General features: G+C 39.3%; 16 protein-coding genes. 8 read left to right on the top strand and 8 right to left on the bottom strand.

The features are described from left to right. Positions 1-41 precede the first annotated feature (41 nt). The 3 genes from CD126_RS08755 to fakB1 all read right to left on the bottom strand — a co-directional run bounded on the left by CD126_RS08755 (position 42) and on the right by fakB1 (position 3,050). On the bottom strand, positions 42-728 hold the full coding sequence (locus CD126_RS08755) for a ComF family protein (protein WP_049408410.1): 687 nt from the start codon (positions 726-728) through the stop codon (positions 42-44). After that, the gene (locus CD126_RS08750; RefSeq protein WP_421673275.1) at positions 721-1,794 is read right to left on the bottom strand and encodes a DEAD/DEAH box helicase family protein; all 1,074 of its coding nucleotides are present in this window, start codon (positions 1,792-1,794) and stop codon (positions 721-723) included. The genes CD126_RS08755 and CD126_RS08750 overlap by 8 nt, the downstream gene beginning before the upstream one ends. 392 nt (positions 1,795-2,186) lie before the next feature. Continuing rightward, a complete protein-coding gene (gene fakB1, locus CD126_RS08745) occupies positions 2,187-3,050 on the bottom strand; it encodes a fatty acid kinase binding subunit FakB1 (RefSeq protein WP_049408407.1) in 864 nt (287 codons plus the stop codon). Positions 3,051-3,278: 228 nt separating this feature from the next. Between fakB1 and CD126_RS08740 the strand changes: the two genes are divergently transcribed. Beyond that, positions 3,279-3,917 (top strand): YigZ family protein, encoded by a 639-nt coding sequence (locus CD126_RS08740; protein WP_103370324.1) that lies wholly within the window; start codon positions 3,279-3,281, stop codon positions 3,915-3,917. A 130-nt stretch (positions 3,918-4,047) separates the two neighbouring features. On the opposite strand, the gene CD126_RS08735 is transcribed toward CD126_RS08740, so the two are convergent. Beyond that, positions 4,048-5,106, bottom strand: a complete 1,059-nt coding sequence (locus CD126_RS08735; RefSeq protein WP_103370323.1) for a glycosyltransferase family 4 protein — start codon at positions 5,104-5,106, stop codon at positions 4,048-4,050. Between the two features lie 592 nt (positions 5,107-5,698). On the opposite strand from CD126_RS08735, the gene gdpS reads away from it, so the two are divergent. From gdpS to pepT, 4 genes are all read left to right on the top strand, one after another. After that, a complete protein-coding gene (gene gdpS / locus CD126_RS08730) occupies positions 5,699-6,769 on the top strand; it encodes a GGDEF domain-containing protein GdpS (protein WP_049408400.1) in 1,071 nt (356 codons plus the stop codon). A 271-nt stretch (positions 6,770-7,040) separates the two neighbouring features. Next, the gene (locus CD126_RS08725; protein WP_049408398.1) at positions 7,041-7,805 is read left to right on the top strand and encodes a threonine/serine exporter family protein; all 765 of its coding nucleotides are present in this window, start codon (positions 7,041-7,043) and stop codon (positions 7,803-7,805) included. A 21-nt stretch (positions 7,806-7,826) separates the two neighbouring features. Further along, positions 7,827-8,321 (top strand): threonine/serine exporter family protein, encoded by a 495-nt coding sequence (locus CD126_RS08720; protein ID WP_049408568.1) that lies wholly within the window; start codon positions 7,827-7,829, stop codon positions 8,319-8,321. A 337-nt stretch (positions 8,322-8,658) separates the two neighbouring features. After that, positions 8,659-9,903 (top strand): peptidase T, encoded by a 1,245-nt coding sequence (pepT, locus tag CD126_RS08715; RefSeq protein ID WP_103370322.1) that lies wholly within the window; start codon positions 8,659-8,661, stop codon positions 9,901-9,903. Positions 9,904-9,999: 96 nt separating this feature from the next. Here the strand turns inward: pepT and CD126_RS08710 are convergent, their stop codons facing one another. The 3 genes from CD126_RS08710 to CD126_RS08700 all read right to left on the bottom strand — a co-directional run bounded on the left by CD126_RS08710 (position 10,000) and on the right by CD126_RS08700 (position 12,831). Beyond that, complete coding sequence (locus CD126_RS08710; RefSeq protein WP_103370321.1) at positions 10,000-11,121, bottom strand: glycerate kinase; 1,122 nt, start codon at positions 11,119-11,121, stop codon at positions 10,000-10,002. Between the two features lie 297 nt (positions 11,122-11,418). Further along, complete coding sequence (ytxJ, locus tag CD126_RS08705) at positions 11,419-11,739, bottom strand: bacillithiol system redox-active protein YtxJ (RefSeq protein WP_002471822.1); 321 nt, start codon at positions 11,737-11,739, stop codon at positions 11,419-11,421. Positions 11,740-11,946: 207 nt separating this feature from the next. Next, positions 11,947-12,831, bottom strand: coding sequence for an EMYY motif lipoprotein (locus CD126_RS08700; protein WP_049408392.1), 885 nt, complete (start codon positions 12,829-12,831; stop codon positions 11,947-11,949). A 114-nt stretch (positions 12,832-12,945) separates the two neighbouring features. On the opposite strand from CD126_RS08700, the gene CD126_RS08695 reads away from it, so the two are divergent. The 3 genes from CD126_RS08695 to CD126_RS08685 all read left to right on the top strand — a co-directional run bounded on the left by CD126_RS08695 (position 12,946) and on the right by CD126_RS08685 (position 14,924). Then, the gene (locus tag CD126_RS08695) at positions 12,946-13,476 is read left to right on the top strand and encodes a GrpB family protein (protein ID WP_049408391.1); all 531 of its coding nucleotides are present in this window, start codon (positions 12,946-12,948) and stop codon (positions 13,474-13,476) included. A 178-nt stretch (positions 13,477-13,654) separates the two neighbouring features. Further along, complete coding sequence (gene murB / locus CD126_RS08690; protein WP_049408389.1) at positions 13,655-14,581, top strand: UDP-N-acetylmuramate dehydrogenase; 927 nt, start codon at positions 13,655-13,657, stop codon at positions 14,579-14,581. 28 nt (positions 14,582-14,609) lie between these two features. Then, the gene (locus tag CD126_RS08685) at positions 14,610-14,924 is read left to right on the top strand and encodes a CHY zinc finger protein (protein ID WP_002471811.1); all 315 of its coding nucleotides are present in this window, start codon (positions 14,610-14,612) and stop codon (positions 14,922-14,924) included. 268 nt (positions 14,925-15,192) lie between these two features. Here CD126_RS08685 and CD126_RS08680 read toward each other — a convergent pair whose 3' ends face one another. Beyond that, positions 15,193-16,230, bottom strand: a complete 1,038-nt coding sequence (locus tag CD126_RS08680) for a ferrated catecholamine ABC transporter substrate-binding lipoprotein SstD (protein WP_049408387.1) — start codon at positions 16,228-16,230, stop codon at positions 15,193-15,195. Positions 16,231-16,254: the final 24 nt, after the last annotated feature.

The raw sequence follows: 16,254 nt of genomic DNA, 5'->3' as shown, positions 1-16,254 counted from the left end.
ATTTATATATTGTTCCTTACTTATATATTACCACGTTCCCCCTACCGTGCAAACGTTAACACTCCTAATTTTCTGATTTTTCTAACATAAAGTTGTGCGCCTGCATTGTGGACCGTCAAACCTGTTGTGTAGATATCATCTACCAATAATATAGATTTGTTTGCAATATTAATTTCACTGTTAAAGGTAAAAGGATTGGCAGAACGCGCCCGCTTCATTTTACCTAAAGCAGACTGTTTCGGACGAATCCGCGTTTCTAACATTTCTGTGTAATGCACCCCCATCTGATCTAACACGACTTTCACTGGATTAAATGTACGATCGCGATCACGTTCTACTGGCGAAGGAATGGGAACGATGTAATCAAACTGCTCTTGAGGGAGACACACTTTCGAAGCAATTACTTCCGCAAGCGCCACATCTTTGAGGAATTTGTACTGATGAATAGTTTCACGCACGACCCCCTTATATTGATAAGTACAATACAGCTGATCGATGAGACGATACGATTGCTCTAGGAAGGTACAGTCGAGACACGTGGTTTCATCCTCCGCTAACACTTTGAGACATCTTTCACAGCGTCTAACATTTGGTGACTCACTCTCTGAAATACGCATGTCCTCCCACTGTTGCTCACATGAGGAACAAATTAAAGGCGTTGCTTTATAGAAATTGAGGATGTGAAGCGGTTCGTGAAACTGAGCGTGACATTGCATGCATCTACTCATGAATCCACCCTCTTTCCATAGCGAGTCGATTCATCGCACGAATATCTCGTCGCGCCCGTAGCATCTCTCCTGTAATACCTTCATGTAAAAATAACACACGTCCTGTTGGCGCTTCTTTCTTACGTCCTACCCGACCTGCAATTTGAACTAATGCTGCTTTCTTGAACGTATGACTATTCACGACAATGGCATCAAGTTCCGCCATCGTAAAGCCACGTTCAAGAATGGTCGTGGTAAACACAATTCGATGTTTCCCTTCTCTTAAAGCTTGAACCTTATCGTGACGTAACGCATCTTCACTATGAACATAAATTAAATCTGGAAACGCATGCTGATAGTGAGTGTAAGCTTGAACCATCGTCTCAATGTGATTAAAGAAGACGAGCGTGTAGCGTTGTTGTTCAACTTGTTCTTGAAATAATCGCATAAGTTTGAGTTGGCGAGGTCGTGGTTTTAATTTAAAAAGCTGAAACTGTGGAACAGGAAGTGGATGTTGATGAAAACGCGCAGGTAAGCGAACAATATGTGTTTCATCAAAGGTTTGCAATAAATCGTTGGGTGGTGTGGCCGTCATATAAATAATAGCATGGCGTTCTTTACACGCAGCATGTAGCGCTTGGGTCAAAGTCGGATCTCCTGCTAGATGAAAGGCATCAACTTCATCGACAAAGACGACATCGAAATGTGCTTTAAAACGATACAATTGATGTACCGTCGCGATAACAAAGTGGCCATCTCCATGTTGTGTTTGGCCTTGGTACAAGACGTCAATCGTTTCAGTCGTAAAAGCATCTTTCAAGCGATAGCTAATCTCGATGACTACATCAACGCGTGGAGATACTACTGCAACATTATCGCCGCGTTTACGTGCAAGTTGAATCGCTTCAAAGATCATCTCTGTCTTCCCAGCGCCTGTCACTGCATATAATAATAAATCGTTATAGTTTGTTACTGCGGCAACAATTTCACTCGAAGCATACGTTTGTTGAGCAGAAAGTTCAAATGGTAAGTGATAATCCGCTTCACTTTTAAACTGTTCTGAAGCAATCTGATATATCTGATTCACATTGTCCATCCGACCAAGTTGAATACACTTACGGCAATAGCAAACCTCTGTATCTAGCAGCTTAGAATAATAAGTGTAAAAGTACCGAGCATCTGTATTACCGCATTGCTGACATATATCACCTTGTTGATTGCGCGTCACGCCGGTAGATGTCTGGCGTACCGTTTCTGTCGTAAGCACATCTAAGTTGTCAATTAATCTTCCGTAGTATTTAATGTCGTAACCTCCTATAAAAAAAGAATGCGCCTAGAGCACACTTAAGAAGTATGACTACAGTGACTGTCAGTTTAACATTATTGATAGACACTCTAGTCTTTTACTCAAAAAACTGACTTCACAGTTAACCATACACTTCTTAATATATACTCTGACACATTCCTTAATGATTCATATTAATGATCTCTAATAATTCGTGGCATATAACCAAATCCAATACCACCTGAACCAAGGTGCGCTGCGATTACAGGCCCAAAGTTAGAATAGATAATGTGCGCATCGGGTCTTTGACGTTTCGCTTCCTCATACATCCACTCTGCGTCTTCTTCGATATCACCGCCGATGACATAGAGTGTTAAGACATCATAATCTTCAACACGAGCAAGCACTTTCTTCACGATGGCTTTCAATGCGCGTTTCTTCGTACGTACTTTCTCTTCAGGTACGATGAGACCGTCTTCGAATTTCAAGACAGGCTTCATTTTTAACAAATTACCTAACCATGCTTGTGCCCCTGTAATACGTCCACTCTTCTGAAGATTCTTCAAATCATCTACCATAAGAATCGCACCTGTCTCTTCGCGAATAGCAACTAATTCGTCGATAATCGCATCAGGTTCATATCCCTCTTCAATCATTTCAATCGCTCTTAAAGCGTAGCCACCTTCAACCATGGCTGCAAGTTTCGTATCAAATGGATGGACGTTAATGTCGTCCACCATGTCTCCAGCTTGCTTTACAGTTTGGTAACAGCCACTTATACCTGTGGAAATACATATAGCAATAACATCGGTATAGCCCTCATCACGTAATTTCTCAATACGCTTGATAAACTCTCCAATTGCTGGCTGACTCGTTGTAGGGATGGTCTTTTCACTATGCATACGTTCGTAGAATTCTTTAGCGAAAAGCGTGTCCCCCTCTACAAAATTCTCACCGTTTTCAAATGTCACGCTTAACGGTGCAATCTCGATGTGATATTTATCTATAAGATCTTGTGGGAGATAGCTGGTTGAGTCTGACAGTACAGCAATCTTCATCTTAATCCTCCTAAATTATACTTAGCACAATCATACCTTATTTTTCACTAAAAGAAAATTGCTTTTTACATTTAATCTCATCTGCCGTTCAGTGTATAATAAAAGGTATTACAACTTTAAATAGTGTACGTGAAGACCTCATGAGCTTAGCAAACCTGCGATAGAGGCATTTTAACACGAGATGCTCGGTGAAATTCACGTAAAGAGAACAAAGGATGTGACGACAGAATGGACGCCATCATAACAGTTAAAAATGAACATACGATTGAAAATGTTATTAATAAATCAAGATTTATCGCTCACATTAAACCTGTGGAAACAGAGCAAGAAGCGAAAGACTTTATCGCTCAGAAGAAGAAAGAACATCATGAGGCGACCCACAACTGCTCTGCCTATACTGTGGGCGACCAAATGAACATTCAGAAAGCGAATGACGATGGTGAGCCAAGTGGTACAGCCGGAGTACCCATGCTCGAAATATTAAAGAAACTAGATACACATAATGTTTGTGTCGTCGTAACACGTTATTTCGGGGGAATTAAATTAGGCGGCGGTGGGCTTATTCGTGCATACAGTGGTGCTGTACGCGATGTGATCTATGATGCGGGTCGTGTTGAGCTACGAAGCGCGCTTCCAACTACAGTAACGATCGGCTATGATCTCACTGGCAAACTTGAATACGAATTGGAATCCACGCCTTACATGTTGCGCGATACGACGTATACTGATAAAGTAAGCTATCAAATTGATGTCGTTGAAGCGGATTACGACGACTATGTTGATTTTCTCAACCGAGTAACAGCAGGTCAGTATGATTTAGAGACAGGCGAACCTATGCGGTTGCCGTTTGATATTGAGACAAACTAACGTTGATGAGATAACGAAAGCCACTCCCTGATTAATGCAGCGGAGTGGCTTATTGTTAGTTGTAAAATGTTTATTTTAAATATATAGAACTCGGAAGATAAACTTAGCTTCAAAAAATCCTCATTGAAAACTACTCTCCTCGATGTTTACGCTCCCTTTGTTCAATCAATTTCAACAACGGACGATAGTCATCATCAATCAATCCAGTGAACTCTACAATTAATTCAATCGTAATTACGATGAGGATCAACATCATGAGTACGCCCCATGGTTGTGATAAATACAGAATAATACTGGACAGACTAAACATGAGTGCAATGGAGTAAATCAACATTACGGTTTGTCGGTGCGAATAACCAAGCTGTAATAATTTATGATGCAAATGAGATTTATCTGCTTGCATAATATGTTGCCCTTTCTTCACACGACGTATCATTGCAAACAATGTATCGATAAACGGTACTGCAAGGATGACGATCGGGAAGAATAGCGATACAAAGGTAATATTTTTAAAACCTAAAAGAGATAAGAAACCGACGATAAAGCCTATCAGCAACGCGCCACTATCTCCGAGGAAAATCTTCGCTGGATGGAAGTTGAATACTAAAAATCCAAGTAACGTACCGAAAAGCACACTACAAATCATAATAATGAAGATGTTTCCTTGTAAAATAGCGATAAAACCAATCGTTAATAAGGCGATTGCTGAGACGCCTGAAGCCAAGCCATCTAAACCGTCAATTAAATTAATCGCGTTCGTAATTGCAATAATCCAAATCACGGTAATGGGTATGCTTAAGATTCCAAAGTGAATCGTTGGACCGATGGGTAGTGAGATGAAATCAATCGTCACACCATAGAAGACTACGACGAGTGCAGCCACAATTTGTCCAGCCAATTTCACCAGTGGTTTCAAATCGTAAATATCGTCAATTAAACCGACGAGATAGATAATTACCGCGCCGATAATCAGTGGTTTCACTTCCGTTTCGATAGGATGGCCTAACCATATTCCAATGAAAAATGAGAATAGTATAACTGTACCACCTAAAACCGAGATAGGTTGCTTATGTATCTTGCGATAATTGGGTTTATCTACAATCCCTAATCTATAAGATATCTTAATAATAATAGGCGTTATAATTAAACTGACTATCATAGTGAATAATACGAGCAATAATGTATACATCAGTTCACCTTCAAATATATAAGTTTCGTGAGGTTGGTGAAAGAAAGTCTGTAATGTGAGGATATTGGTAAAATCGCACACACTTACACGTAGACTTAACTTACCCTTTACGTTCATTTTACTTTACTATGCTACAATATGTCACTTGAAGTTATAATAACGCATATACTTTTAATAAGACAATCCATATCATTGTAGATTGTTAATTTAATCTTGAACTTATTTATTGCTACGGATAATTATCAATCGTTCACACTAATATAGCCGTAAAATTTTGCGATAGAGCAAGCGCCAGATACATACATACATACATTTTGTCATTATTTACTTTCTCGAACTTTTCAACTCCACTCAATTAAATATCGTCATCATTTCAAATAACCGCTCGACCGCTTCCCTGCATTTTACTCAAAAGCAATCCCCCACTTTCATTCAAAACCTTTGAACAATTTCGCCTACTACACACGCGATCTCTAACCTCATCTTGCTCTCGAAACAAACTATAAATACCGCTCGAATCTGAGGAACTAAATGACAAAAAGTAGAATTTCACTTACAATAACAAAGGAGATTTAAAAGGAGCGAACCAGTCATGTTTGAAGCTATCATTTACAACATTGCAGTTACTGTGGCGGGAATCTACTTATTCCATCGCTTACAGTATTCCGAGAATAAAAATATGGTGTTCTCGCAAGTGTATGTGGCCATCTTAATGACCATTATTGCGCTACTCTTAGCAGTCAATCCGATACCATTGATGAATCGATATGAACTTTATCTCACATTCGTACCGCTACTCTTCCTTGGTCGCTATACGAATATGTTCTTTACCGTCAGCTCGGCCGTAGTGGTATCTATCGTGAGTATACTCGTCTTTCATTACGATTATATTGGCAGTATTACACTCATCGTTATTGCGGTCATCGTCAGCGCTATCGGACCTTTCTTGAAGCAAAGTGATTTCGCTTCAATACAAATTCTTAATTTAATCAGTCTCGTCTTATTACTTATTCTAGCGTTGATCAGCCCTTATTATGAGTTAGTCAAATTAATGTTCTTAGTGCCATTGTCATTCGTATTAACGATTACGGCGTCATTGACTTTCTTAGATATTTGGCATTTCTTCTCGCTCGTAAACCGTTATGAGAATGAAGAGAAACTCGACTATCTCACAGGATTGGGTAACGTTAAAGAATTCGACCGTCATCTCAACGAAACGTCACGTCTCGCTGATGAGCACCAAGAAGGTTTAGGTCTGCTACTTATCGATATCGATGGCTTTAAAGATGTTAACGATGATTATTCTCACCAAGCTGGAGATGCAGTCCTACGTCAAATGGCACAACTACTTATCAATTATGTACCCGAGCATATCCAGATCTTTAGAAATGGCGGTGAAGAATTTTCTATCGTCTTGCGCAACTACTCACTCGATCAATGTGTGAAACTAGGCGAAAGCATCCGTAAAGGGGTAGAACAATCGTCATTCCACTTGCCAGATAAAGAAGTCATTAAACTTTCTGTATCTATCGGAGTCGGCTATTTAACGCGCGAAGATTACAAATCACAACGCAAGGTCTTTAAAGATGCAGATGATATGTTACATGTAGCGAAAAAAGAAGGACGAAACCAAGTGATGTTTAACCCAATTATCAAAGTTTAATCTCACATTTTTCTGGTAATAACTAATTAGTCATTATTATTTAAGCTTGCCCATTGGGGTGTGACTAACGCACGGTAACGTGTGGCTAGTCTCATCCCTTTTTTAAGGTGCAGTACATCAATCTATGATTCTAGCGTACTGCACTCGCGTTATTTTAAACGCACATTTTAGAAAAATGAAAATTGATTACAACTCAAAAAATATATTGAAAGAAGACCGTCCAAGCTGTAAACTTTCAATAGCTCTATTGTGGTGAATAGGAGGCGCACTTATGTCAGAATCAATTACAATCATCGACGAAGATAAAGTCATCGATCTCGTGCTCGTAGCCGGACGGATATTGCTAGAGAGCGGTGCTGAAACCTATCGAATTGAAGATACGATGAATCGCATGGCTGCAAGCTACGGTTTAAAGGATACATATAGTTTCGTCACATCGACAGCGATTATCTTCTCGTTAAATAATCGTACTAACACGCGTTTAATCCGCATTCGTGAACGTACGACTGATTTAGAGAAGATTGCTTTAGTAAATAATATTTCTCGTAAAATTGCTGCACACAAATTAACCATTGATGAGGCAAAATCAGAACTCGTGCATCTGCATCATATGTCTTTACAATTTACGACGGTATTGAAATTCTTTGCTGTTGCCATCGCATGTGGTTTCTTCCTATTTATGTTTGGAGGCGTGGCACATGACTTCATTTACGCAGTCATTGCGGGTGCTGGTGCCTTCCTTACATTTGAATGGATTCAGAAATTTATCCAAATTAAATTCTTCTCTGAATTTATCAGTGCCGCTGTCGTGATCTTAATTGCGGCAACAGCGACGCATCTTGGTTGGGCGTACAATCAGAACACAATTACCATCGCAGGCGTCATGCCTCTCGTGCCTGGTATTCTGATTACCAATGCGATTCGTGACTTAATGGCTGGCGAGCTCCTCGCGGGTATGTCGCGTGGTGTCGAAGCTGCCTTAACGTCCTTTGCGATTGGCGCAGGCGTTGCCATCGTATTATTAATCTTTTATTAAGGAGAGACGCAGACAGTGAGTATTTTTGTGTACATCTTTCACTTTATTATCAGTTTCTTAGCTACGATCCTATTCTCAATCTTATTTAATGCGCCACGGCGTCTACTCTTAGCCTGTGGTTTCGTAGGTGCCATGGGTTGGATTATTTATAAACTGACACTAGACGCAGAGTTAGGTAAAGTGATGGCGGCCTTTCTCGGTAGTTTCATCTTGGCTTTGATGAGTCACATTATGAGTCGTCATTATAAAAGACCCGTTATCATCTTCATCGTACCCGGCATCATTCCTCTCGTTCCTGGAGGATTAGCATACGAAGCGACACGCTTCCTCGTTTCAAACGAATACACACATGCCGTTAATACATTCTTAGAGGTCACACTGATTTCTGGTGCCATCGCCTTCGGTATCCTGTGCGCCGAAATCGTTTATCACCTCTATATACGGGTTAAGCAGTACTTTGGACGTATTAAAGGTAAAACGTATCGTAAAAGTTATAATATGAATAACCGTGCTTAAATCTTTGAAATTCCAGACATAGAATATTTGTAAATGACGTCAATTTCCATCCTTAGCTGTCCTTTCTTTTTCATTTTAGTAAAAGGAAAAGACACGCAAGTTAGATGAGAAATTGGCGTTTTTTTATTTGAACAAGCGTTTTTAAAGCTATAAGGACACGCTTCTTCATAGGGCTAAGTTATTTTGCCCATGAACCGGCACCTTTTACACACAACTAACCGTCCTCCCCTTTTACAAGCCTCAAACCTCCTCACGTAAAAAAGACGCAATCACAGATTCCTGTCATTCTCACCCACACACGTTATAATAGGTATACAAGAAAAAGGGGTTGATAGCAATGAAACAACAATTAATCGAGCGTTTAAAAACCTATGCGCAAATCGATACACAATCAAATCCTGATTCAGATACGACACCTTCTACAGAAAAACAATGGGATTTACTTAAACTCTTAGAACGTACATTAACAGACATGGGACTCGAAACGGACATGGACGAGAATGGCTATCTCTTTGCGACACTTGATAGCAATATTGATACTGAAGTACCCACAGTCGGTTTCCTCGCTCACGTGGATACATCACCAGATTTCAATGCGAGCAATGTCCACCCTCAAATCATCGAAAAATATGATGGGCAACCTATTCAACTTGGAAATACTAATCGCGTATTGAGCCAAGATGTCTTCCCTGGGATGAAACAAGTGGAAGGTCATACATTGATGATAACCGATGGGACTTCACTACTTGGAGCTGATGATAAAGCAGGTGTGGTCGAAATCGTAGAAGCCATGCGCTATCTCACAGAACACCCTGAGATTAAACACGGCCGTATCAGAATTGGCTTCACTCCGGATGAGGAAATCGGACGTGGCCCTCATAAATTCGACGTCGACCGCTTCGATGCGGATTTCGCCTACACGATGGATGGTAGTGAATACGGCGAACTACAATACGAGAGCTTTAATGCTGCAGGTGCGACGGTAACATGCCATGGTGTAAACGTCCATCCTGGTTCTGCTAAAAATGCGATGGTTAACGCCCTATTACTCGCCCAACAATTTAACCAACTGCTTCCACAAGATGAAGTGCCTGAACGTACAGAAGGTTACGAAGGTTTCTATCATCTCATGCAGTTAAACGGCGATGTCGAAGAGGCGAAGTTACAATACATCATCCGCGACCATGATCGCGATACATTCGAAGCACGTAAGACGAAATTGCTTGAAATTCGCGACGACATTAATAGTCATTACACCAATGACCCTGTCGAAGTAGACATTGAAGATCAATACTATAACATGGGTGATAAGATTCAAGCCGTCCCTCATGTTATTGATATTCCGAAACGCGTCTTTGAACGTTTAAATATCACGCCGAATACTGAACCGATTCGCGGCGGTACAGATGGTAGTCAACTGTCCTTCAAAGGACTTCCAACGCCAAACATTTTCACAGGTTGTGCCAACTTCCACGGTCCGTTTGAATACGCTTCAATCGACATCATGGAACAAGCAGTGAAAGTGATTATTGGTATTGCAGAAGAAGTTGCGAAGTCACAGGATACAACAACGACAGATTAATTGACGACTTTTTGTTGTGATAAAATGATTTTTAGTCTATAAAAAAGGCCTTAAACTTGAGCATCCTAACTCAACGTTTAAGGCCTTTATTTAAATTTATTGGTCATTTAAAGTAGTTTGCAGTAATTTGATAGCTTGAACTGTATAGTGACGGATTTGAATACCCATTTTAAAATCAGTGTAAGACTTCGGCATCTCAATAAAGGTATTGAACATGGCTGTGACGCCGAGCGACTCGAAGTGCTCGAACTTATCCGGCGTAGCACAAATCGCAATCGATGGCTTGTCATACTTCGTCGCAAGTTCAGCAATGCGCTGAGTTGTCGTCTCTAACACATGGTCGCGTTCGTTCACACCTTCTCCGAACAGAATCAAGTCGGCTTGCTCAATTAAGCTTTCCAAGTGTGTAATTTGATCGACGAGTTCGTGGCTCGTCATAATTTCCGCTTCAAACATTTCACTGAGCAACGCTGCAATACCGCCACCAGCGCCACCACGTAAGACAGGTCCTAAAGTCAGACGTTCTTCACTCTTCAATATTTCACTGAAGTACCATACTAAATTATCAATTTCTGCAGCTTTCTCACGCGTTAAACCGTAAGCTTCATACGTCTGCATAATTTCACTATGACGTCCGTAGAGCTTACTATCGAAATCAGACATGACTTGGATGCGCGCACTTTGTAAGCCTGAATGTAAATCTGAGAAGTCAACTTTACGAATATACTTCAACACGCGTGGACCTTCAGTTACATCGATAGGTTGTGCTCCATCATCATAGAAACGTGCGCCTAGTGCTTGCAACATCCCTGCACCACCATCAAAGCTATCTAAACCACCGAGAGAAATAACTAAATGTTTAGCACCATGGTTCAAGGCATCTGCAATTACTTCACCCATGCCGTAACTTGTGCGAGCTTCAATTGATTTCTCACCTTTTAAGAATAAATTACCTTCAATCACCGCCATACCCTTTTCAGTAATGCCATATAACGCTTCAACTGGGTTCATATCCGCGTCATGTACATTGAGACGGTATTTGGTTCCTGATTGCCACAAGAACACTGAATCTGTGAGTTCGTGACGTCCATTAAACAATGGGACTTGAACAATATCAGCAGAGTCGATTTGACTTGCCACTGCTTCTTCTACATATCTATTCGCCTGGTAACTTGAAATGATACCATTAAATTCATCCATGGCTACTAATACTTTCATCCTGTCACCTCATCTATTTCTTACTCATTACTTACTGTTTAAAAATTAATTGTTGTTGGTTAAATATCTGTGTAATTAATGTGTCAGTCAGTTCTCCGCGACACTCAATCAATCTGTCGCTCATCGAATTGTTCAATACTCTATTATACATGTCCTGTGTCACGATTTCATGAAATAAGAAACGGGAGCAGAACGATGCCCGTAACTTACGTGTACACGAGACAACTTCTGCTCCCTACCGTCACTGTTGAGAAAGGAGCTATCGCCCTGCTCTAACAATGACATATACATAATTCTTTATTCTTCAGCTTTAGCTAATGTTGCAACGTTAATATCATCGTGACTCGCATGCCACTTCACTTTGCCATCTACAAAGTAGAAAGCTTGTGGTGATTCATGCTTCACGCCTGTTTGCTCTTCGATATAATCAGATAAATTTCTTTCTTGTTGAACGATTAAGTAATAACCGTCCATGTCCCTTTCATATAAGAATTTGTTGAACTGATCATATGCATTCGCAGAAATCGGACATGTCTCACTGTGTTTCAGTATATAGACATAACGATTCTCCTCTAGCACTTGTTCAAACTGGTCAATCGAACTCAGCTTTATAGCCATTCTATTCACCTCTAAGATAATTTAGCGAGCAGACGTCTTACTTTATCGAAATTGAGATGAGATTAATACACGATGTTACATCGATTTTTCGTCTACTCTTCGTAATGATAAATAATTTCCTATGTCAATGTTTCCAATTATACACAATTACCTTTTTGTTGTTAACCGTTTATTATAAATTAATATGACTTTGAATTGACAAAGCGACTAAGATTTAAGTTGATTTAATTCCTTATCAAAGGCTTTGTCATCACTCTCTAAGTCTTTACCTTTTTTCGGTAAGTTCTGAAGATCAATTTTTGCTAAACGTTGTGTAATGCCCATCGTATCTTGACGTGTTTCATAATAGTTCTGTAAGCTGTAGTACATTTCAATCGCATTTTTACGCGCTTCATTCACATTTGAATCTGTAATCGTCGTTTGATTGAGATCTTTGATTTGCTTATCAATGAGCGGCATAATATGCTCTTCAATTGCTTTTTTCCCTTTTTTAGGATTCTGGTCGTTGATGTGATTTTCTGCCGTATTTTTGAGTTCCTTGTTATTATTTTCTACCTTTTTCGTAAAAGTTTCAACATCTTGCTTGTTACCATGCTTGTTCGCTTTATCAACATTTTCTTCCATGAGTGAGCGTTTTTTCTCAAACAATTTCGTGTAATCTAGAATATCCTCGTTTGCTTTAACAGATTGATTACATAAATCGACGAATGTTTTAAGATCTTTCACTTTCTGCTTTTTCTGTTTCACACCTTGAAGATACGTTTGTTTAAGATGTTTCACTTTAGAAGACTCGGCTGGCAACTTTTTCGCGGATTTCTCATATGCTCTCATCTGGGGCATCAGCTTACTGTTGATGTCAGTTTGAAGCTCATTGAATTCTTTCTTATTTTTATCTGTCATTTGTTGTTCTTTAAGTTGATCAATTTGTTTCAAATCCAGATGATTTAACGTCTGTTTCATTTTTGCTTCTTTCTGCTGCGTTTGATCAAGATGCTTTTCAAATTTCGCTAAGTCTTTAGGCTCATTGTTTTTACAACCTGCAACTAAAAGTGTTAAAACGATTAGAGTAAGTAAACAACTAATTTTCTTCATTTTTGCACTCCTATCATTTCGTATTATACATAAACACGATTACAATGAAAATAATGCACACTTTATCTATACTAAAATTCAACATTTCATAATGAACAAAGGAGGTACTTAACCGTGTATTCGGCAATTCAACCCTTTATTAAAGCAGATTCAGAACACCATTTTAAATCTGAATACGAAGAACTACGTCATCTTCTCTTTAATCTCTTAGATTCACCCGTAAAGTCCACACATCATATAGGCGGCACGAGTCATTTTAACTATCCAACAGAACCTATTCTAGATATCTTGGTCGGTGTAGATAACTTACACGATATCACAGCTTTAGATGAAAAGCGTCTAAATTATGCGGGTTTCTATCGCTTGCATCACCCATATAAAAAGAAAGTGGTCATGGCGAAATTTAATAATTTAATCGACCTCAAACAAGAAGTGCGTTTGCATATCATCCAAAGAGACACACGTCTTTTCAAGCAGTACCTTGAGATGGACGAAGCTTTAGCTAATAATGACGAAATCGCCCACCATTTTAATGATAAAAAGACACAAATCCTCAAGCATGTGGAGCGTATTAGTGATTATGAACAACGCAAGCAGCAAGCGTTAGATAAGATTTATAAGAAGTATGTGGCTGACTCAAAGTGAGGAAGTTGCATGAATGAAATGACACTTCTGTAATAAGCACTTGATTTAGAAATAGTTATCTCATGTGATAAGTTGAGGTAAAGTCATCGTTCACATTATTGTTAATCGCAAATCGATTAGAGAGTTGCTATAATGGGAGTAATGACTGTTAAAGAGAATATGGAAAGGATGTTCAGAGTTGCTTAAAGATGACATCTTAACAAAATTGAAGGAGATTGTACCTACCGATATTATTCGAGTAGATGAACCGTTGAAACGTTATACATATACAGAAACAGGAGGAGAAGCTGACTTCTACCTCTCACCAACAACGAGCGAACAGGTTCAACAAATCGTCCGCTTCGCATACGAGAACGATATCCCTGTTACTTATTTAGGTAATGGTTCTAATATCATCATTCGTGAAGGCGGCATTCGTGGTATTGTCTTAAGCTTACTATCCCTTGATTACATTGACGTTTCAGATTCCTCTATTATCGCAGGCAGTGGTGCAGCGATTATCGATGTCTCACGTACTGCACGAGACCACGTGTTAACTGGTTTAGAGTTCGCATGTGGTATACCAGGATCCATCGGAGGCGCTGTATTTATGAATGCGGGCGCTTACGGTGGCGAAGTGAAAGATTGTATCGATTACGCTTTATGTGTGAATGAAAAAGGTGAGTTACTCACTTACACAAATAATGAACTCGAATTAGATTATCGTAACAGTATTGTTCAAGAGAATCATCTCGTTGTGGTCGAAGCGGCTTTTACTCTCACACCTGGAGACCTCGACGATATTCAAGCTAAAATGGATGACCTTACAGAACGACGTGAATCGAAACAACCTCTTGAGTACCCTTCCTGTGGTAGTGTCTTCCAACGCCCACCAGGTCACTTTGCTGGTAAGCTCATTCAAGATTCCGATCTTCAAGGACATCGTATCGGTGGCGTTGAAGTTTCTAAAAAACATGCTGGTTTCATGGTCAATGTTGATGGAGGCTCAGCAACGGACTACGAAGATTTAATCCACCATGTGCAACATGTAGTTAAAGAGAAATTCGACGTTGATTTACATCCTGAAGTAAGAATTATTGGCGAACACCCTCAAGAACGACAATAACTACAACTGAGTAATTGAGGTAAGTAGTATGGTTAAAGTTTATGGAGATACAGTAGATAATGAAACACGTTGCAAACATTATCATGCACCGGTAGATATTATCGCGATTAAGTTTAAATGCTGCGATAAATATTATCCTTGCTACAAGTGTCACGAAGAGCATGAACAACATCAAGTGAAACGTTGGAGTGAAGATGAGTTTAACACTGAGGCTGTGCTATGTGGTGTTTGTAAACGGCATCTCACTATTAACGAATATATGATGACAGAGACCTGTCCTTATTGTGATTCACACTTTAATACGCGATGTATGTTTCATTATCATCACTATTTCGAAGTATAGAAAAGGTCGAGAAAGAGCGTGACTTACACACCTCTTCTCGACCTTTTTCTCTACGGGAGTGAGACAGAAATCTACTTGATTTCGTAGTCTCACCCCGCAAGGGTGTCTAGTACTTGAGAAAGTGCTAGCTATCTCAAGTACAGACAACTACTGCGAAGAGCAATAGTTAATATCTTTATCAACTATAAAGTTCTCTCTAAATGAGTTTACTTTACATCTATAGCTAATTCTTATCTAATTCTTTAATTATGTCCTAGACACTACATCATTATTTTAATGCTTTTTCTAACTCTTCAATTTGTTTAAGTGCTGTAGTTGATGTAGAACCACTTGAGAAGTACCATAATTTAGGATCTAATTCGTAAACTTGGTCTTCTTTATTCGCTTTTACATCTTTAAGTACATCGTTGTTGAGTGCTTTCTTAGCTGTAGCTTCACCGCCAATTGCTTGTCCACGGTCCATCGCAAAGATAATACTTGGATTTTTCTCGTTAATGTATTCATTACTTACGTTTTGACCGTGTGTACTTGCTTTGACATCTTTATCTGCTGGAGTGAAACCGAGTGTATCAAAGATTAAGCTTCCGAAACGTGCTTTTGGACCGAAAGTAGATAGTTCTCCTTCGTTAACGAGTAAGAACATTGATTTATCGTCTTTCATGTCTTTGGTATGTTTTTTAACATCTGCGACTTTGTCATCTAATTTTTTGTTAAGTTTCTTAGCTTTATCTTCTTTATCGTAGATTTTTCCAATATTTAATGTGTTGTCTTTTAATGATTGAAGTTCATTATTATCATCTGCACCTACATAGACGATCTTCGCATCTGGAGCTGCTTTCTTGAATTCATCTAAGTTTTGTTGTGAAGCTGCACGTCCAGAAATATAGATGACATCCGGTTTAGCTTCAGCAACTTTATCGAAGTTGATTTCTTTAAGGTTACCCGTGTTGATGTATTTGTCATCTTTAAATTCTTTTAAGAAATCAGGTAAGCTTTTACCACCTTCACCTTTAGGTAAACCTTTCACTTTATCTGCTAAGCCAAGTTCTTTGATCGTATCTAACGCACCGTAATCAAGAACGACTGCGCGTTTAGGATTCTTCGGCACTGAAACTTTGTCGTCTACTTTCTTCGCATCACTACCATCTTTCTTGTCGCCTCTAGCTTCAAACTGGTTATGAATCGTTACAGTCTCTTTGTCACTCTTACTGCTACTGTCCTTACCTTTACTACCATCACCTTGGTTACCACATGCAGCAAGGACAAACATTAAACTAATTAATAGAAATATAGTAAACTTCTTCATTGATATCCTCCATTTGTTCTTCCC

Source organism: Staphylococcus pettenkoferi (assembly GCF_002902685.1).
GTDB classification, from domain to species: domain Bacteria; phylum Bacillota; class Bacilli; order Staphylococcales; family Staphylococcaceae; genus Staphylococcus; species Staphylococcus pettenkoferi.
The sequence above is the reverse complement of the archived record's forward strand: the minus strand, read 5'-3'. Positions and strand labels throughout refer to the sequence as shown.